At 68.8% G+C, this 16,755-nt stretch carries 17 protein-coding genes; 5 read left to right on the top strand and 12 right to left on the bottom strand.

Annotation, left to right across the window (positions count from 1 at the left end):
- Positions 1 to 199 precede the first annotated feature (199 nt).
- The 3 genes from HNP48_RS05990 to HNP48_RS05980 are packed head-to-tail and all read left to right on the top strand — an operon-like array spanning position 200 to position 4,641.
- Complete coding sequence (locus tag HNP48_RS05990) at positions 200 to 2,212, top strand: TonB-dependent siderophore receptor (protein WP_260420110.1); 2,013 nt, start codon at positions 200 to 202, stop codon at positions 2,210 to 2,212.
- Positions 2,213 to 2,215: 3 nt separating this feature from the next.
- Entirely contained in the window at positions 2,216 to 2,758 is a 543-nt protein-coding gene (locus HNP48_RS05985; protein WP_184855965.1) for a YfiR family protein, read from the top strand.
- Positions 2,755 to 4,641: a bifunctional diguanylate cyclase/phosphodiesterase gene (locus HNP48_RS05980; RefSeq protein ID WP_184855964.1), complete on the top strand. Its 1,887-nt coding sequence runs from the start codon at positions 2,755 to 2,757 to the stop codon at positions 4,639 to 4,641. The genes HNP48_RS05985 and HNP48_RS05980 overlap by 4 nt, the downstream gene beginning before the upstream one ends.
- A gap of 17 nt (positions 4,642 to 4,658) precedes the next feature.
- On the opposite strand, the gene HNP48_RS05975 is transcribed toward HNP48_RS05980, so the two are convergent.
- The gene (locus HNP48_RS05975) at positions 4,659 to 5,585 is read right to left on the bottom strand and encodes an NADP-dependent oxidoreductase (protein ID WP_184855963.1); all 927 of its coding nucleotides are present in this window, start codon (positions 5,583 to 5,585) and stop codon (positions 4,659 to 4,661) included.
- Positions 5,582 to 6,043, bottom strand: coding sequence for an ester cyclase (locus HNP48_RS05970; RefSeq protein WP_184855962.1), 462 nt, complete (start codon positions 6,041 to 6,043; stop codon positions 5,582 to 5,584). Before HNP48_RS05970 ends, HNP48_RS05975 begins: the two co-directional genes overlap by 4 nt.
- A gap of 100 nt (positions 6,044 to 6,143) precedes the next feature.
- Between HNP48_RS05970 and HNP48_RS05965 the strand changes: the two genes are divergently transcribed.
- On the top strand, positions 6,144 to 7,055 hold the full coding sequence (locus HNP48_RS05965; RefSeq protein ID WP_184855961.1) for a LysR family transcriptional regulator: 912 nt from the start codon (positions 6,144 to 6,146) through the stop codon (positions 7,053 to 7,055).
- A 2-nt stretch (positions 7,056 to 7,057) separates the two neighbouring features.
- On the opposite strand, the gene map is transcribed toward HNP48_RS05965, so the two are convergent.
- The 3 genes from map to HNP48_RS05950 are packed head-to-tail and all read right to left on the bottom strand — an operon-like array spanning position 7,058 to position 8,791.
- The gene (map, locus tag HNP48_RS05960) at positions 7,058 to 7,861 is read right to left on the bottom strand and encodes a type I methionyl aminopeptidase (protein ID WP_184855960.1); all 804 of its coding nucleotides are present in this window, start codon (positions 7,859 to 7,861) and stop codon (positions 7,058 to 7,060) included.
- Entirely contained in the window at positions 7,861 to 8,142 is a 282-nt protein-coding gene (locus HNP48_RS05955; protein ID WP_184855959.1) for a ParD-like family protein, read from the bottom strand. The genes map and HNP48_RS05955 overlap by 1 nt, the downstream gene beginning before the upstream one ends.
- A gap of 43 nt (positions 8,143 to 8,185) precedes the next feature.
- Positions 8,186 to 8,791: a helix-turn-helix domain-containing protein gene (locus HNP48_RS05950; protein ID WP_184855958.1), complete on the bottom strand. Its 606-nt coding sequence runs from the start codon at positions 8,789 to 8,791 to the stop codon at positions 8,186 to 8,188.
- A gap of 203 nt (positions 8,792 to 8,994) precedes the next feature.
- Between HNP48_RS05950 and HNP48_RS05945 the strand changes: the two genes are divergently transcribed.
- On the top strand, positions 8,995 to 10,245 hold the full coding sequence (locus HNP48_RS05945; RefSeq protein WP_184855957.1) for an FAD-dependent oxidoreductase: 1,251 nt from the start codon (positions 8,995 to 8,997) through the stop codon (positions 10,243 to 10,245).
- 13 nt (positions 10,246 to 10,258) lie between these two features.
- Here HNP48_RS05945 and HNP48_RS05940 read toward each other — a convergent pair whose 3' ends face one another.
- From HNP48_RS05940 to HNP48_RS05910, 7 genes are all read right to left on the bottom strand, one after another.
- On the bottom strand, positions 10,259 to 12,370 hold the full coding sequence (locus HNP48_RS05940) for a TonB-dependent receptor domain-containing protein (RefSeq protein WP_409362534.1): 2,112 nt from the start codon (positions 12,368 to 12,370) through the stop codon (positions 10,259 to 10,261).
- Between the two features lie 231 nt (positions 12,371 to 12,601).
- Positions 12,602 to 13,054 (bottom strand): hypothetical protein, encoded by a 453-nt coding sequence (locus HNP48_RS05935; RefSeq protein ID WP_184855956.1) that lies wholly within the window; start codon positions 13,052 to 13,054, stop codon positions 12,602 to 12,604.
- 15 nt (positions 13,055 to 13,069) lie between these two features.
- The gene (locus HNP48_RS05930) at positions 13,070 to 13,657 is read right to left on the bottom strand and encodes a DUF3299 domain-containing protein (protein WP_184855955.1); all 588 of its coding nucleotides are present in this window, start codon (positions 13,655 to 13,657) and stop codon (positions 13,070 to 13,072) included.
- Between the two features lie 169 nt (positions 13,658 to 13,826).
- Positions 13,827 to 14,081 carry a hypothetical protein gene (locus tag HNP48_RS05925; protein WP_184855954.1) on the bottom strand — a complete coding sequence of 85 codons (255 nt, stop codon included), beginning with the start codon at positions 14,079 to 14,081 and terminating at the stop codon, positions 13,827 to 13,829.
- A 32-nt stretch (positions 14,082 to 14,113) separates the two neighbouring features.
- Complete coding sequence (locus tag HNP48_RS05920; RefSeq protein ID WP_184855953.1) at positions 14,114 to 15,340, bottom strand: ABC transporter permease; 1,227 nt, start codon at positions 15,338 to 15,340, stop codon at positions 14,114 to 14,116.
- A 174-nt stretch (positions 15,341 to 15,514) separates the two neighbouring features.
- Positions 15,515 to 16,165: an ABC transporter ATP-binding protein gene (locus HNP48_RS05915; RefSeq protein WP_184855952.1), complete on the bottom strand. Its 651-nt coding sequence runs from the start codon at positions 16,163 to 16,165 to the stop codon at positions 15,515 to 15,517.
- Positions 16,162 to 16,587 (bottom strand): transcriptional repressor, encoded by a 426-nt coding sequence (locus HNP48_RS05910; protein ID WP_184856508.1) that lies wholly within the window; start codon positions 16,585 to 16,587, stop codon positions 16,162 to 16,164. Before HNP48_RS05910 ends, HNP48_RS05915 begins: the two co-directional genes overlap by 4 nt.
- Between the last annotated feature and the right edge of the window lie 168 nt (positions 16,588 to 16,755).

Genomic DNA, 16,755 nt, shown 5'->3' with positions numbered 1-16,755 from the left:
GCCCTCTATTATACGCAATGCGCAATTTTGCAAAACGCATTGCGTATATTCAATCAAAAACAGAGCGCACGCTGCGGCAATCTTGAACTAAGGTAAACCCAGGCCCCGGCACCTGCCAGAGGAGTAGGATGCAAGCATTTGTTACAGCCATCCGGTGCGGCTTGCGATCGGGGCTGGACAAGCCCACGATAGAGATGCCATGACAAGATCACCCCCTTGCGCAGGAAGCCGCCGGCTTGCCCTCGGGATGTGCCTGTCCTTTGCCTGGGTGGGCGGCACGCATGCCCAGGCCGATGTCGCCCAGCTGCCGCTGGAGCAATTGATGCAGATGGAGGTGCGCACGGCGAGCCGCTACCTGCAAAGCGCGCTGGAGGCACCTGCCGCGGTCAGCGTGGTGACGGCGGAGGACATCCGCACCTTCGGCTACCGCAACCTGGCCGAGATCCTGGCCGGCATGCGCGGCCTGTACATGTCCTACGACCGCTCCTACCACTACCTGGGCATGCGCGGCTTTTCCACGCCGGGCGACTACAACACCCGGGTGCTGCTGCTGGTCGATGGGGTGCGCTTCAACGACAACCTGTACGACCAGGCCCCGGTGGGCACGGACTTCCCCATCGACATCGACCTGATCGAGCGTGTCGAGTTCGTGCCGGGGCCGAGTGCGGCCGTCTATGGCGCGAATGCCTTTTTCGGCGTGCTCAACATCATCACGCGCGAGGGCCGGCAGCTCAAGGGTGCGCAACTGAGCACCGAACTGGGCAGCCACGGCCACGCCCGGCTGCGTTTCACGCTGGGCACGGCGGACGGGTATGGCGGCGACTGGCTGGTGTCGGCATCCCGCTCCACCACGCGGGGAGAGGAGCTCTACTTTCCCGCCTACGACACGCCCGGCCAGAACCACGGGTTGGCGCAGCGCCTGGACTACGACCGCAGCAGCAGCCTGTTTGTGAAGATGCGGCGCGAAGGTGTGACCTTGTCCCTGTCGCATGGCGAGCGCGCCAAAGGCCTGCCCACGGCCGCCTTTTCGCAGGTGTTCAACGACCCGCGCTCGCGCGTGGTCGATTCCAGCACCCGCATGGCGGCGGAGTATGCCGGCCAGTGGGGCCCTGCCCTGCATTTCACGGCGCGCCTGCACGGCGGCCAGTACCGGTATGTGGGCGACTATGTCTACGACTACCCGCCCGTCACCGCCAACCGCGACATCGGCCGCGGCCGCTGGCTGGGCTCGGAGCTGCAATGGGTGAGCACGGCATTCCAGCGGCACAAGATCTCCTTTGGACTGGACTACCGGCGCGATCTCGACATCACGCAGCGCAACCTGGACCTGGCGCCCGAAGCGCTCTTGCTGGACAAGAGCAGCCGCGGCGACGTGCTGGGCATCTACCTGCAGGACGAGGTCGCGCTGCGCCCCGACCTGGTGCTGCACGCCGGGCTGCGCTGGGGCAAACACTCGGACAGCAAGGGCAGCCTGCACCCGCGCCTGGGGCTGGTGTACCTGGTGGGGCCGGCAACGGCCCTCAAGCTGCTCTACGGCACGGCCTACCGCCCTCCCAATGCCTATGAGCGCGACTACCGCGTGGAAACGCCCGGTGGCGTGGTGGGCACGGACAGGCTGCGGCCCGAGCGCATCCGCACCACGGAGCTGGTGCTCGAGCATGCGCCCTCGGGCGCATCGCGTGCCCTGGTCACGCTGTTCCAGTCGCGCGTGTCGCATCTGCTGGCCATTGGCGATGCACCGCAGCCCGACCGCCTCATGTTCAGCAATGCCGGCAACAGCGTCGGCGTGTACGGGGTGGAGACCGAAGTCGAGCAGCGCCTGGGCCCCGACGTCCGGCTGCGCCTGGCCTACAGCTGGCAGCGCGCACGCGATACCCTGACGCGGGAGACCCTGGCCAATTCCCCCCGGCACCTCTTGAAGGCGCAGTGGTCGACGGCCATTGGCAATGCCGACGCTGCACCCTGGGCCCGGGGCCGCCTGGGGCTGGAGGCCATCGGCATCGGCGCGCGCAACACGCTGGCATCGCGCCTGCCGGCCCATGCGGTGGCCAACCTGACCTACACCACGCGGCTGGCGGGCACGGAGGTGTCCTTCGGGGTCTACAACCTGCTGGACCGGCGGTACGCCGACCCTGCGTCCTTCGAGATCCGGGGGGACTCGATCCTGCAGGACGGCAGGACCCTGCGCCTGAAGCTCACCCATGCGTTCTAGGCCATGCCACACCTGCACCGCCTGTACCAAGCCCTCCTGGTGGGCCTGTGCGTGCTCGCGTGCGACCCCGGCGCCGGTGCGCAGGAGCGGGTGGGTGAAAATGAACTGAAGGCGGCCTATGTCTTCAACTTCATCCAGTTTGTCGAATGGCCCCAGGGCGATGGCCGCGCCGGCACCGACTGGACCATCTGTGTCTCCCCCTTCAGCCCCCTCAAGCGCAACCTGCTGGCACTGGAGGGGCGGCCTGCGCGCAAGGACAACCCCATCCGCATCCGGCTCTGGGAAGCCAACGAACTGAGCGACTGCCGCGTGCTGGTGCTCAGCGGTGCCGACACCGACCGCGCCCTGCGCGCCCTGCGCGCCTTGCCGGGCAAGACGGCCGTGCTGACCATTGCCGACGATGCGGCGGCCGCCCCGCCGGAGATCATGATCGCCCTGTACCGCGAGGGCGACCGCATCGTCTTTGACATCAATGCCGATGCCATCGGCAAGGCGGGGCTGTCGGTCAGCTCGCGCCTGATGCGCCTGTCCAGGGGGGCCCGATGACGCCCGAGAGCCCGGCCAGCACCAACTCCGAGCAGCTGTCATCGCAGGTGGTGGCGACCGGCCTGCTCGCCACCGGGCTGGCCCTGCTGACCATGGTGCTGGCCCTGACGGCCTTCGACTACTGGAGCAGCCGCAAGGCCATGCTCGCCGACAGCCGGGTGGAGGCCGCCATCGTTGCCGACAACGTGTCCACGGCTGTGATGTTCCGCGACGCGCACACGACGGAAGAGATCCTGGGCGCCCTCAAGGCCTCGCCCATGGTGCTGATGGCGGCCATCTACGATGCCCAGGGCGTGCTGTTCGCCTCGTACCAGCGCGATGGCGACCAGGTGGCACCCGGCACACTGCCGGGCGGGGGCAACGGGGATTTCGAATACCAGGGCCTGTCGCTGCTGGAAATGGCCAAGCCCGTGAAATTCCGGGGCAAGAGTTCGGGCAGCATCTACCTGCGCAAGTCGATGGCCGAGGTCTACACCCACCTGGTCATCCGATTCGGCGGTGCGCTGCTGATCGCAGGAGGCACCATGGCGCTGGCCACCGCCCTGGTGCTGCGCAGCCGCGCGGCCGTCAGCGAAGCGGAACGCCGCCTGCAGGTGCTGGCCCACCAGGACGCCGTCACGGGCGTCGGCAACCGGCACTATTTCAATGAACGGCTGGCCCACGAAATCGCACGGGCCGCCACGCTGGGCAGCAAGCTGGCGCTGGTCTATATCGACCTGGACAACTTCAAGACCTTGAACGACACCTTCGGCCATGCCGCGGGCGACGGCTTGCTGCGCCAGGTGGCGCAGCGCCTGCAATCGGTGGTGCGGGCGGGCGATGACATCTGCCGCATGGGGGGCGACGAGTTCTCCGTCATCCTGCGGCTGGACATGGACGAAGCCGCACTCGGCAGCTATGGGGACCGGATCGTCGCCGTGTTCGAGAAGGGTTTCGTCGAGTCGGACCAGGAGGTCATGGTGACCTGCAGCGCAGGCATTGCCACCTACCCGGGGGATGCGCAGGACAGGGACGCCCTCATCATCAGCGCCGATACGGCCATGTACCGCGCCAAGGACCTGGGCAAGAACCGCTGCGAGCGCTTCGACGTGTCCATGAACCTCGCAGCGGTGCGCCGGCATGCCATCGAGCAGGCCCTGCGCCAGGTGCTGGAAGACGGCGAGGGCCTGGCCCTGCACTACCAGCCGGTGTTCTCGGCCACGGACCGCCGCATGATGGGCGCCGAAGCGCTGCTGCGCTGGACCCATGCCCGGCTGGGCGCCATCCCGCCGCTGGAGGCGGTGATGGTCGCGGAGGAATGCGGGCTGATCGTGCACCTGGGCTACTGGGTGGTGCGCACGGCATGCCGCGACGCGGCCCGCTGGCAGGCCCGGGCAGAGGGTCCTCTGCGCGTGGCGGTCAATGTCTCGGCACGGCAGCTGGGCGACCCGCAGTTCCTGGAACGGGTGATGGACATACTGCGCGAGGAAGGCCTGCCGGCCCACCTGCTGGAGATCGAGCTCACCGAAACCGTGCTCATGGAGAACATGGATGCCTGTGCCAGCACCCTGCACCGCCTGAGCCAGTTGGGCGTGCACCTGGCCATCGACGACTTTGGCACCGGCTACTCGTCGCTGGCCTACCTGCGGCGCCTGCCCATGAAGCGCCTGAAGATCGACCGCAGCTTCATCCGCGACCTGCCCGGGCAGGAGCACAGCCGCATGATCGTCAACGCCATCATCGCCCTCTCCCACGGCCTCGGGCTGGCCGTGACGGCCGAGGGCGTGGAGACGCGCGAGCAGGCCGACTACCTGGTGGACGCCGGTTGCGATGTGCTGCAGGGTTTTGCCTTTGCCCGCCCCATGCCGGTCGAGCAGTTCGAGCAGATGCAGGCAGCGCGCTGACCAGCCCCCCGGCACCCTCAGCGGGGCATCTGCACGACCACCTTGCCCCGCGCATGGCCGCGTGCCAGGTGCGCGAGCGCTGCGCCGGCCGCTTCCAGCGGATGGACGCTGTCCAGCACGGCCTGCAGTTGCCCCGCAGCCAGGCGTGCGACGATCCCGTCGAGCACCCGCGCATCGTGCTGGAAGAAGGCAAAGGCGCCCTGCACCCCACCCTGCCCCTGGATGGCATGGTCCACCACCGACACCAGCCTGCCGCCAGGCCGGAGCAGCGGCCAGGAGCGCTCCGTGGCCTGTCCGCCCACGGTGTCGATCACCAGATCCAGGTCTCTGGCGCCGTGTTCGAGACCCTCCGTACGGTAGTCAAGCACGCTGTGTGCGCCCAACTGGGCCACCAGTGCGTGCTTCTCGGGCGAGGCGGTGGCGATCACCTGCGCCCCCGCCTGGCGCACCAGTTGCACGGCAAAGCTGCCCACGCCGCCTGCGCCGGCATGCACCAGCACCCGCTGTCCCGCCTGGAGCCGGCCCACACCGAACAAGGCCAGCCAGGCGGTGCCTGCGGCCGTGGGCAACGCTGCCGCCTGCTCGAAGGCCACCCCTTCGGGCAGCAGGCTCAGCGCCGTTGCCGGCACCAACGCAGCCTGTGCCAAGGCCCCGCCTGCGGTCGGTTCCAGGCGGCCTGCCACGCGGTCGCCGGGCCGGAAACCCGCCGCCTGCGGGCCGACTGCCTGCACCACGCCGGCGAAGTCGGTGCCCAGGGTGTAGGGCAGGCGGATCGGGAACACCGCTTGCATGGCGCCGGACAGGATCTTGAGGTCCAGCGGGTTGATGCTGGCCGCCTCGATGCGCACGGCCACCTGCCCTGCCACAGGTGGCAGCGGCACTGCGATGTCTTCCAGCACAGCAAGATCAGGGGTGCTGAACCCGTGGATGCGCAGTGCTTTCATGCGGCCTCCGATGCAGGTGCAGGTGCGGGTGGAAAGCTGCCCATTTGCACAAAGGCGCCGAACCAATCCTCCAGGTGCCAGGTGCGCTCGATGCGGTCGCCGCGCAGTTGGTGGAATTCATGGATGGGAATGCTCAGCTGCTTGCCCGTGGCGGGGATGCCGAACAACGTGCCCTCGTGGGTGCCCGTGATCTCGGCGCGCACGGCCAGGCGGCCGGGGACCTGGAGCACGTCGTGGATGGTGATCTGCACATCGGGCATGGCCTCGATGAATCCCCGGATGATGGGCTTGAGCCCCTCAGGGCCCGGGCCCTGGCCGGGCGCCAGCGGAATGTCGTCCCAGTCGGGCGTGACGGCCTGGTCCATGAGGTCGGGGTTCTTGTCGCTGAAGGCGCGGTACAGCGTCTCCACGGCTTGGCGCTCGCGGCGCAGCTGCTTCTGTTCTGGTGAATCGGTCATCGTCGAGTCCTCTAGAGGTGTGTGAAAAGCGATGACGTGATTCTGGAAAGCAACCTAAAATCTGTCCAACAAATGGCAGATATGAGTGAATATCTGATTTATGGATTTTCACGGCATCGACCTGAACCTGTTGGCCGCCTTTGACGCGCTGATGGACGAGCGCAATGTCACCCGCGCCGCCGTGCGCATGGGGGTGAGCCAGCCGGCCATGAGCGCCGCGCTGTCGCGCCTGCGCACGCTGTTCGCCGACCCGCTGTTCCTGCGCAGCGCCGAAGGCCTGCTGCCGACCCAGCGCGCGCGCGACCTGGCCGGGCCCATCGCACAGGCCCTCCGGCAGATCGAGGCCGCCGTGGTGCCGCGGCCGCAGTTCGACGCGGCCACGGCGGCCTTCAGCTTCAACCTGGGCCTGTACGACTACCCGGCCCTGGTGCTGCTGCCGGCCCTGGCCGAGGCCTTGCGGCGGCAGGCGCCGGGTGCTTCATTGAATGTGCATGCCTTCAGCGCGCGCGACAGCGCGGTGGACCTGCTCGATGCCGGCACCATCGATGCGGCGGTGGGCGTGCCGCCCACGCTGGCCGATGGCCGCATCCTCACCCGCCCCCTGCTGCAGGACGAGTTCGTGACCATCGTGCGGCAGGGCCACCCAGCGGCACGCCAGGGGCTGGACCTGGATGCCTACCTGGCACTGTCGCATGTGCTGGTCTCGCCCGAGGGGGACCGCCATGGCCTGGTGGACGAAGCCCTGGCCCGGCTCGGCCAGCGCCGGCACCTGGCCGTGACCTTGCCACAGCTGTTCGCGGCCCCCGCCCTGGTGGCGCGCACCGACATGGCGGCCACGCTGCTGCGGCGTGTGGCCTTGCATGGCACCGAGCCGCTGCAACTGCAAGTGCTGGCGCCGCCCGTAGCGCTTGCGCCCATCGTCTTTCACCTGGTATGGCACCGGCGCACCGATGGGCACCCTGCGCAGCAATGGCTGCGCGGCCTGCTTGCCAGCCTGGCTGCGGAGCTTTGAACCTAGCCGATGGCCGGGTAACTGCCCGTGCCCTCGGGCCAGGCCGTGAGCACCTCGAAGCCATCGGCCGTGACGGCCACCATGTGCTCCCACTGGGCCGAGAGCGAATGGTCACGGGTCACCACGGTCCAGCCGTCGGCCAGCTCGCGCGTCTCGCGCCGGCCCACGTTGACCATGGGCTCGATGGTGAAGACCATGCCCTCTTCGAGCGTGATGCCCTGGCCGCGCTGGCCGTAGTGCAGCACCTGCAGGTCCTCGTGGTAGATCTGCCCGATACCGTGGCCGCAGTAGTCGCGCACGATGCTGAAGCGCTCGCGCTCGGCCACGCTCTGGATGGCGTGGCCCACGTCGCCCAGCGTGGCACCGGGCCGCACCTGGCGGATGCCGGCGCACATGGCTTCGTAGGTGGTCTCCACCAGGCGGCGCGCCAGGCGGCTGGGTTCGCCCACGTAGTACATGCGGCTGGTGTCGCCGAACCAGCCATCCTTGATGACGGCCACGTCGATGTTGATGATGTCACCCTTTTTCAGCACCTTGTCTGCCGCCGGGATGCCATGGCAGACCACGTGGTTGACGGAGGTGCACAGCGTCTTGGTGTAGCCGTGGTAGCCGATGTTGGCCGGGGTGGCCTGCAGCTCGTTCACGATGAACTCGCGGCAGCGGTCGTCCAGCTCTTCGGTGGAAACACCGGGCTGCACGTAGGGGCCGATCATCTGCAGCACCCGCGCTGCCAATTGGGCGGCAATGCGCGACTGGGCGATTTCGGCCGGCGTCTTGATGATGACCTGGGGATGCCGGGCCCCCATCACTGCACCCGCCTGACCTGGAGGCTGGGTTTGTCCCCGGCACCACTGCCGCCAGCGGCAGACGGCAGTGCCTGCGCGAGTGCGGCCAGATCGAACCCACCTGCCTGCTCGGCGCGGATCAGCAGCTGGCAGATCTGGCTGTGGCTGAGCTCGGGGTGCAGCTCGGCGAGCATGCCCACGCGCATCCAGTGCTCGGCCTGGGAGTTGATGGAACGAGACAGCGCATTGCTGGCGATGCGCAGGTTCTCGTGCATTTGGTCGGAAATTTTGACGATGCCCATGGGTTGAATTATACGAAACATATACGTTTCGTGTAAACCAACATCAGCCCGTCTCGCTGATGGCCCCGATGATCTCCGCATTGCCCTCGCCGGAGGACAGGAAGAAGTGGCCAACGCGGCTGTCGAAGTACAGGCAGTCGCCCTGGGCCACGTCGATGGCCTCGCCGGTCTCGAAGTGCACCTGCAGCGCCCCGGAGAGCACGAACAGAAACTCCTCTCCTGCGTGGCGGGAGTATCCGGGTGACTCCTGCACCGTGCGCGCATAGACGACCATGCGGGTCGGCGTCATGCGCTTGCGCGCAAGATCGGCGTTGAGCCAGGTGTAGAGGTAGGCGTCCGAGCGGTAGCTGACCCCCTGCCCGGCCCGCGTGAGCGACGGCCCTGCGCTGCTGCTGCTCCCCGTGGCCCCGCTGCCGGCCAGCAGGCTGGACAGCTCGATGCCCAGGGCACGCGCCAGCGCGGTGAGTTTTTCATAGGTCAGCGACATCTGGCCGCGCTCCACGCGCGAAACGGTGGCAGCCGAGATGCCTGCGGCTTGCGCCACCTGCACCAGGGTCATGCGCTTGTCGTGCCGCGCGGCACGCACGCGCGCACTGAGCGTCTCGCGGTCGAGGGCGGGTTCTGAAGGTGGCGTTGTGATCGCTTGCATGGGGGCCGCGGCGTGGCGGAGAACGGCTGCTTCGATCCTACCAGCGGGGCCAGAAGTCCTGATCTTTCAAATTTGCATATTTGCAAATAAAATTGCAAATACGAATTTTCACCGAACCATGCCATGCCAGCCTCTCAGCCCCTGCGCCGGCCTTTGCGCCACCACACCGCCCCCGCGGCAGACCCCGTAGCGGGAGGTGCACCATGCGCGTTGCAGTGATCGGTGCAGGCGTCGTGGGCACCACGACGGCCCTGCAACTGGCCACCCGAGGCCACGAGGTGACCGTGCTGGAGGCGGCGAACGCACCAGCCCAGGGCGCCAGCTTTGCCAATGCAGGACTGATCTCGCCGGGCCACAGCTTCAGCTGGGCATCGCCCGGTGTGCTGCACGCACTCGGCGGTGTGGTGGCCGGCACGGACGATGCCATGGGCATTGCGCGCTGGAGCGACCCGGCGTTGTGGCCCTGGGGCCTGCGCTTTCTGCGGGAATGCACCGCTGCGCGCTGGCGGCGCAATTCGGCGGCGTCGGTGGCGCTGTCGGCGTACTCGCGCACGCTGCAGGTGAACCAACGGGAAGTGGCGGCGGCAGACTACGGGCATGCCGCCGCAGGTATCGTGTACCTGCTCGCGCCCGGACAGGCCAGCGATGCGCAGGAATTGGCCTTGCTGGACCTGGCGCGCGAACCCTACGAAGCGCTGGACAGCGCCGGCATTGTCCGGGCAGAGCCGCTGCTGGCGCCCGCGGTGCAGCGCTTTGGCGCGGGCATCCTGTGCCGCACCGATGCGACCGGCAACGCGCGCACTTTCACCGAGCGGGCCGCCCAATCAGCACAGGCCCTGGGGGCCCAGTTCCATTTCGGACAGCAGGTCCAGGGCCTGCAGATGAAGAACAGCCGCGTAACGGGCATCCGCACCGCCCAGACCTTCTGGGCCTGCGATGCCGTGGTCATGGCCGGAGGTCTCGGTGCGGCCACCCTGTCACGGCCCTTGGGCTACCGGCTGCCGATATACCCGGTGACTGGGTACTCGGTCACCTATGCGCACGATGACACCCTGGGCCTGCAGCCCCGCATGGGGGCCGTCTCCCTGCAGCACAAGATCGCGTGGGCATCGTTCGGCAAGGCGGTGCGCTTTACCGGCTTTGCCGACATCGGCATCCCGCGCAGCCAGGCACTGGTGCGCCGTCGCAGGGCGGCGCTGGAGCGGTTTGCGGCGTCGATCTATGCCCCTGCCACCACGCTGCAGCCCCGGCACTGGACCGGCCAGCGCCCCATGACGCCGGACGGCCTGCCCATCCTGGGCCGCAGCAGCCGGCATGCCAACCTGTTCTTCAACTGCGGGCACGGCGCCATGGGGTGGACCATGGCCAGCGGCAGCGCCCAGCTGGTATGCGACCAGTTGGACGGGCTGCCGCCAGCCATCGACCTGGCGCCCTACCGCTGCGACCGGTTCTGAACCCGCCGCGCCGTCAGAAGGAGACCTTCATGCCCAGCGTGATATTGCGCCCCATCAGCGGCGCCGCGTTCTTGATGAACGAGGTGTGGGCATAGGCCAGGCGGTCCGTCAGGTTGTTGGCCTTGAGGTAGACCTGCCAGGGCGTCTCGCCGTTGTATTTGCCGCTGTAGCTCACGCCCAGGTTGAGCATGCCGTAGCCGGGCGTGGCCGATTCGAATTCGGCCACGCGGTTCTGGCGGGCCACCTGCACCCACTCGACCTGGCCCTCCCAGGCGTTCCAGTTGGCATCCAGGCGCACACCGGCGCGCGTGGCGGGAATGCGTGGCAGCAGGCCGCCGCCGGCCAGGCGGGCACGCACCGTGTCGCCGAACAGCGTGACACCCAGGTTGCGCGTGATGCGCTGGCGCACCTGGCCTTCGATGCCGGTGAAGGTGGCGTCGGCCTGGGCGTACTGCAGCAGTTGCAAACCGTCCACCGCGTCGAGCGTGCGGCCATAGATGTAGTTGTTCACGCGGTTGCGGAACACGCTGGCGCTGAAGGTGGTGTCGCCGCTGGTCTTGCGCAGGCTCAGGTCGATGTTCTGCGAGGTCTCGGACCGCAGGTCGGCGTTGCCGCGCTCATAAGTGCTGGTGGCCATGTGCAGGCCGTTGGCGTACAGCTCCTCGGCCGAGGGCGCGCGGCTGGCGCGCGTGAGCGAGGCACCGAGCGAATAGCCTGGCGTGAACTGCCACACCGCGCCCAGCGATGCCGAGGTGCCGTTGTGGCTGCGCTCGATGCGCGAGTCCTGCGCCTCGGCGGTCTGGCGGTCGTGGCGCAGCGCGCCTTCGAAGCGCCAGTCGCCCATGCGGTATTCCTCCAGCAGGAACAGGCCGGTCTTGCGCGTGACGGTGGGCTGTACATAGGCTTCCTCGCCCTCGGCGCTGAACTTGCGCTGCGAGGTCTGCAGGCCGAACACGCCCTTGAAGCCGGCGATGGGTTCGTGTTGCAGCTCCACGCGCGTGTCGTAGGCCTTGTTCTTGAAGGTGGTGCTGATGGCACCGTCTTCCACTTCGTCGTGTTGGTAGTCGGTCACGCCGGCACGCAGGCGCAGGGCCGAGAAGCCGGCGAACGGGTTGCGCAGCTCGCCGCGCACATCGAAGCGCTCGCTGCGCAGGTCCACCACCGGCACGTCGCCCGCCTCGGCGCCGTGGTCATGGTCGTGCCCGTCATCGTCGCCGTGTGCGCCGCAGTGCAGGTGGTCGCCATGGGTGTGGCAGCCCTCGAAGCTGTGGTTGTGGCCCGGCAGGCCGTAACGCGCCGTCTGGCGTGTATAGGCGGCGCCCAGGTAGCCGCGCTCGCCCACCCACGACAGGCCTACGCTGCCCGTGTCGGTGCGGTTGAAGCTGCCCAGCACCTTGCGCGCCGGCTCGCCGTTGGGGGCCCAGCCCTTGCCCACGCGGTAGTCGCTGGCATCGCGCGACACGCCTTCCACATGCACGGCCAGGTTGCCGGCGCCGCCGGTCAGCGAGAACGCCCCGGCCCCTTCGCGCGCGCCGCTGTTGGCACGCAGCTCGGCGCTGCCTTCGTAGCCCTTTTCGGGGACGGCGGTGGGAATCTTGCCATCGAGCACATTGACCACGCCGCCCACGGCGCCGTTGCCATGCACCAGGGCCGAAGGACCGCGCAGCACCTCGATCTGGGTGGCCAGCAGGGGCTCGGACACCACGGCATGGTCGGGGCTGATGGTGGAGGCATCGTGCAGCTCGGCGCCATCGGACAGCACCTTGACGCGCGGGCCGTCCATGCCGCGGATGATGGGGCGGCTGGCGCCTGCGCCGAAGTGGCTGCTGGTGATGCCCGGCTCGCTGTTCAGCGTCTCGCCCAGCGTGGCCTCGCGGCGGCGCACGAGGTCATCGCCTTCGAGCACGCTCACGGGCGTGGTCATTTCATTGACACCCAGTTGCAGGCCGCTGGTGGACACCGTGACCGACGGCAGGCTGGGGGCATTGGCCGCCGCGTCGGGCACGGCTGTCTGGGCCAGGCTGCTGCCGGCTGACAGGGCCAGCATGGCTGCCAGGGCCACAGGGTGCAAGGTGAGGTGAAGGGCAGGACGGCGGGAGGTGGAGTGGAGCGAAGGTGTCGTCATGGTATTCAGTGCAAAAGCGTGCGCGCAGCGAGGCAGCGGCCGGTCACGGGCGCAGGCCTTCATGCCGCGGGGCATGAATCAAGGAAAAAGAAAACGGGCATGCCAGCAGCCGCCTGGCGAACAGGCGCCTACCGCAGTGGATTCAGGGGAACAGGGGCAGCAGCAGCGCGCACGGAGGGGCCAGACCCTGCCCTGCGGGCCCGGTGGCCCATGCGGGGAGAGAAAAGGCTGTCAGGCGCGCAGCGCAGGCGGCGGGGCGCGCGCCTGGAACAGCGCCGCAGAGCGCGCCTGCACGCCATGGGCATGCGAGGCCACCGGCGCAGGGGCCGGCGCATGGGGCAACAGCACCACAGAGGCGCTGTGCAGGGCGTCGCCCAGGGCAAGCTGGTCGAGCAAAAGGCAGTCGACCAGGCTGTGGCTCGACAGGAAGCCAGCCGATGCGCCATGGGCTGCACCCTGCTCCGCTGCCACCAGCGCACCATGCCCCGCATGGATCTGCGCCAGCGGCTGTGCATGGGCGATCTGGTGCAGGCGGCCGACCGTGGGCACCCAGGCCAGGGCCAGCACGAGCCAGACCAGGGCCAGCCGCGCAGCCCATGCACGCGCACCCGCCTGTGGGGCTGGGTGCCCCATGCGGGTGGAGACGGCCGGCAAGGCCATCAGCGGAGTGCGCGAGCGGTTCACGGGAGGATGGTGGGCTTACTTCACCGGCACGGCTTCGACCACGCGGTAGTACAGGCCATAGGGGTCGTTGTTCAGCACGGTGAAGCGGCCTTCGACCACCACGGGTTCGAGCGAGTAGCGCACGGGCGTCTTGGCCTTGACCTCGACCATGCTCTCGGGCCCGCCGGGAATGCAGAACGAGCAGGTCAGCGGCACCGAGGTGAGCAGAAAGTGCGTCTGCGTGGCCTTGGCATCGAGCGGCATCATGAAGCCCTGGATGCGCTGCACGGTCTTGTCCATGCCCTGCTGCTGGGCGTTGAACACGGGCAGGATGCCATCCTTGGTGGTCTTCTTGGTCAGGTCGCTGAGCACCGACCAGGGCACCACGTCATTGCGCTGCGGCAGTGGCGCGATGGGGCTGTTGGGGCTGTGGTAGCCCGCGCCCGAGCCCGTGGGCGCCGTGCCCGGCATGGGCGAGCTGAGCACCGGCGCGTTGAAAGGCGCGCCGGCCGTGGCCGCGGGCTTGCTTTCGGCATGCACGCCAGCCGCCCCGGCCAGGGCGCAGGCCAGCACCAGCGCGGCAGCACGGGCTGGCAGGGAACGGGGTGAGGAATGGTGGTGCATGCAAAGTCCTTCGTAACAGGGCTGGCGGTATTTTCTTACAGTTGAGGCTCTCTGGCCGCCAAGTCCTGCAAAACTGGCGCGGCCAGAGCCAGCGCCCCCGCGCAAGGGCCGCCCCGCCGCGCTGGGGGCGTCCCCCTCAGGGGGATGGCGCGAAGCGACTCAGGGGGAGTCAATGCACGTGGCGCATGCCGCAGAACTTGCCGATGGCCAGACCCTTGCAAGCCACCTGAAGTTCCTTCTGGCACTGGTCATGGCCCTTGCCCGCTTCCAGGCACTTGGCCGCTGCCTCGTGCGCAGCGGCCATGGCGCGGTGGCGCTCCACATCGGCCTTGGTTTCCTTGTCGGTGTGCGCGCCCTGGGCGTGGGCGAAGGCGCCTGCCAGCAGCAGGGGCGCGATGGCCAGGGCGGTGATCAGCTTCTTCATGGTGAACCTTTCAGGGGCAGTTGGTAATCGGATCAGGGCTGGCTCAAGAGATCAGCCACTTCGGTGCGGTAGGCCTGCATGGCCGGCAGCAGCGCGGCAAACGCGGCCACGGCCCCCGCGATCAGCGGCACGCCGGCCTCGGCCGGCAGCCACACCAGGCCGGTCACAGGCAACAGCCCTTGCGCCTGCAGCACCCAGCCCAGCACCTGGGCCAGGCCATGGCCCAGCAGCAGGCCCAGGATGGAGGCCATGGCGGCCAGCCACAAGGCCTCGCACAGCACCAGGCCGGCCACGCGGCCCGGCGGGGCGCCCAGCATGCGCAGCATGGCCAGGTCGGTGCGGCGCTCGCGCACGGCATTCCACAGGGCGATGAACACGCTGAGCGCGGCCACGCCCAGCAGCACGCCGCCAAAGGCACGCAGCACATCGGCCCCCACGCCCAGGAGGCGCAGCAGGCGCGTGACCTCGATGGCCGGGGCCGCCGCCTGCATGGAGGTGTCGGCATTGATCTGGCGCGGCAAGGTGATGGCGGCCATGGGCGTGCGGTAGCGCACCAGGGCGACGGTCACCTCGCGCTCTTCCTTCAGCACATCCAGGTCCTCGGGCTCCGATGCCGTGGCGGTTTCGTGCACCATCCAGACCGATTCGGTGGAGGTGAGGATCAGCCGGTCGAGCACGCAGCCGCAGGGCGCCAGCACGCCGGCCACACGGTAGGGGTGCTCGCCGTGCGCATGCCCTCCCCCGCCCAGGCCGTGGCTGCCGATGAAGGTGCCACCCACGAGCGCAGCGCCCGCATGGCCTTCCCGGGCAATGCCGCGCGCCACGGTGGCACCCACCACCGCATCCATGGGCTGGGCCCAGGGCTGGCCATGCGCCAGGCTGGCGCCATAGAGCGCCAGGTAGTCGGGCGTGGTGCCCACGATGCGAAAGCCCTGGTAGCTGTCGCCCAGGCTCAGCGGGATCACCTGGGCCACCAGCGGGTTCTTCTGCAGCGCCTGCACTTCCTGCAACGGAATATTGCCCGTGGGCACATCGATGTGGAACACCCCCGCCAGGATCAGCTGCAGCGGGCTGCCCTTGGCGCCCACCACGAGGTCGATGCCATCGAGGTCGCGCTCGAATGCCCGGTCCAGCTGCGTGGCCACCAGCAGCACCAGCGTGATGGCCGCCAGGCCCAGGGTGAGCACCAGCAGGTTGAGCGCGGCGGCCAAGGGGCGCGCCCACAGGTAGCGCCAAGAGAGCGAAAAAAGTTTGGCCATCGGTATCAGTTATCCATTGCGCCGCGCACCAATCGCGGTGCATGAAACTGGCGCGGCGGAGGCCAGTGCCCCCGTGCAAGGGCCGCCCCGCCGCACCGGGGGCGTCCCCCTCCCAGATGGCGAAGCAATATGAGAGAGGGGGAAGGCGCGCAGCGACTCAGGGGGTGTTTCACTTCAGGCGTTGAGATCGAGTTGCTGCAGGCCCGGCACGGCAGCCAGGGCCTGCACCACGCGCTGGTCGTGCGTGGCGATCACCAGGCTGGCGTCGCAGGCGGCGGCGCTGGCCTGCAGCAGGGCCAGGGCATCGGCCGCGGCCTCGTCATCCAGGCTGGCCGTGGGCTCGTCGGCCAGCAATATCTGCGGCTGCAGCAGCACGGCGCGGGCCAGCGCCACGCGCTGCGCCTGCCCGCCCGAGAGCTGGTGCGGCCTGCGCCCGGCCAGCTCGGCCACACCCACCTGGGCCAGCGCGCGGGCGATGGCGGCATCGTCGCGCGGCTGGCCGGCCGCAAAGTACACCAGGGCCAGGTTGTCGGCCACGGTGAGCGCGCTGCTCAGGTGCAGCTTTTGCGGTAGAAAACCCACGCAGCGCGCACGCCAGGCATCGATCTCGGCGCCGCGCTGCGTGCCCAGTTGGGTGCTGGCCACGAACAGGTCGCCGCCTGCGGGCGAGCGCAACCCCGCCATCAGCGCCAGCCAGGTCGACTTGCCCGTGCCCGAGCGCCCGCGCAGCAGCAGGGTGCCGCCCTGGCGCAGGTCCACGTCGGGAAAGCGCAGCGGCTCGCTGCCCTCGGCATAGCGGTAGGAAAGGCCCCGGGTGCGTATCATGCGGCCGCGCCCCCGGCCGGGTGCGCGCAGCCCGCACAGCGCCCGCGCACGGCCACATCCACGGCCAGGCTTTCGTGCCCCGCCGTGGCCAGGGCTGCCAGCACCTGCTTCAAGGCCGACTGCACGCGCGCCGAGCCCTGGGCCAGGCGGAACTGGCGGTGGCAGTCGCCGCACTCAAAGCGGGGCACTGCAGTGTCCTCGTCCTGTGAAGCCAGCGCAAAGCGCGTCACCCTGGCGGCATCCACCTGCTTGTGCAGCAGGCCGGCCGCGGCAAAGCGGTCCAGCATGCGGTAGACGGTGACCTTGTTGACGGGCGCACCCGCCGCAGCCAGCGCAGCCTCCACCTCGGATTCGGACAGCGCTGCATCGGGCCGCGCCTCGTAGAGCGCAGCCAGGGCCCGCGTGGCCTTGGTGGCGCGCATGCCGGCCGGCAAGGTCCAGGAACTGGCGACGGAAGAAGAGGATGGAGAGCGTGCGGTGGGCATGGGCGGCATGGCTCCGGCTGGATGCCGGTAACGCAATTGGATTGCATTATGCCCGCGCGCGGCAGCTGTCCTCGCACAGAGACCCACCATGGCGGGCACCTTTTG

Source organism: Acidovorax soli (assembly GCF_014207955.1).
Taxonomy (GTDB): Bacteria; Pseudomonadota; Gammaproteobacteria; order Burkholderiales; family Burkholderiaceae_C; genus Acidovorax; species Acidovorax soli_A.
The sequence above is the reverse complement of the archived record's forward strand: the minus strand, read 5'-3'. Positions and strand labels throughout refer to the sequence as shown.

Bases quoted from the DNA above. Each gene is read 5' to 3' on its own strand.
- HNP48_RS05990 (WP_260420110.1), top strand. From the start codon at position 200: ATGACAAGATCACCCCCTTGCGCAGGAAGCCGCCGGCTTGCCCTCGGG.
- HNP48_RS05985 (WP_184855965.1), top strand. From the start codon at position 2,216: ATGCCACACCTGCACCGCCTGTACCAAGCCCTCCTGGTGGGCCTGTGC.
- HNP48_RS05980 (WP_184855964.1), top strand. From the start codon at position 2,755: ATGACGCCCGAGAGCCCGGCCAGCACCAACTCCGAGCAGCTGTCATCG.
- HNP48_RS05975 (WP_184855963.1), bottom strand. From the start codon at position 5,585: ATGAAAGCACTGCGCATCCACGGGTTCAGCACCCCTGATCTTGCTGTG.
- HNP48_RS05970 (WP_184855962.1), bottom strand. From the start codon at position 6,043: ATGACCGATTCACCAGAACAGAAGCAGCTGCGCCGCGAGCGCCAAGCC.
- HNP48_RS05965 (WP_184855961.1), top strand. From the start codon at position 6,144: ATGGATTTTCACGGCATCGACCTGAACCTGTTGGCCGCCTTTGACGCG.
- map (WP_184855960.1), bottom strand. From the start codon at position 7,861: ATGGGGGCCCGGCATCCCCAGGTCATCATCAAGACGCCGGCCGAAATC.
- HNP48_RS05955 (WP_184855959.1), bottom strand. From the start codon at position 8,142: ATGGGCATCGTCAAAATTTCCGACCAAATGCACGAGAACCTGCGCATC.
- HNP48_RS05950 (WP_184855958.1), bottom strand. From the start codon at position 8,791: ATGCAAGCGATCACAACGCCACCTTCAGAACCCGCCCTCGACCGCGAG.
- HNP48_RS05945 (WP_184855957.1), top strand. From the start codon at position 8,995: ATGCGCGTTGCAGTGATCGGTGCAGGCGTCGTGGGCACCACGACGGCC.
- HNP48_RS05940 (WP_409362534.1), bottom strand. From the start codon at position 12,370: ATGACGACACCTTCGCTCCACTCCACCTCCCGCCGTCCTGCCCTTCAC.
- HNP48_RS05930 (WP_184855955.1), bottom strand. From the start codon at position 13,657: ATGCACCACCATTCCTCACCCCGTTCCCTGCCAGCCCGTGCTGCCGCG.
- HNP48_RS05925 (WP_184855954.1), bottom strand. From the start codon at position 14,081: ATGAAGAAGCTGATCACCGCCCTGGCCATCGCGCCCCTGCTGCTGGCA.
- HNP48_RS05920 (WP_184855953.1), bottom strand. From the start codon at position 15,340: ATGGCCAAACTTTTTTCGCTCTCTTGGCGCTACCTGTGGGCGCGCCCC.
- HNP48_RS05915 (WP_184855952.1), bottom strand. From the start codon at position 16,165: ATGATACGCACCCGGGGCCTTTCCTACCGCTATGCCGAGGGCAGCGAG.
- HNP48_RS05910 (WP_184856508.1), bottom strand. From the start codon at position 16,587: ATGCGCGCCACCAAGGCCACGCGGGCCCTGGCTGCGCTCTACGAGGCG.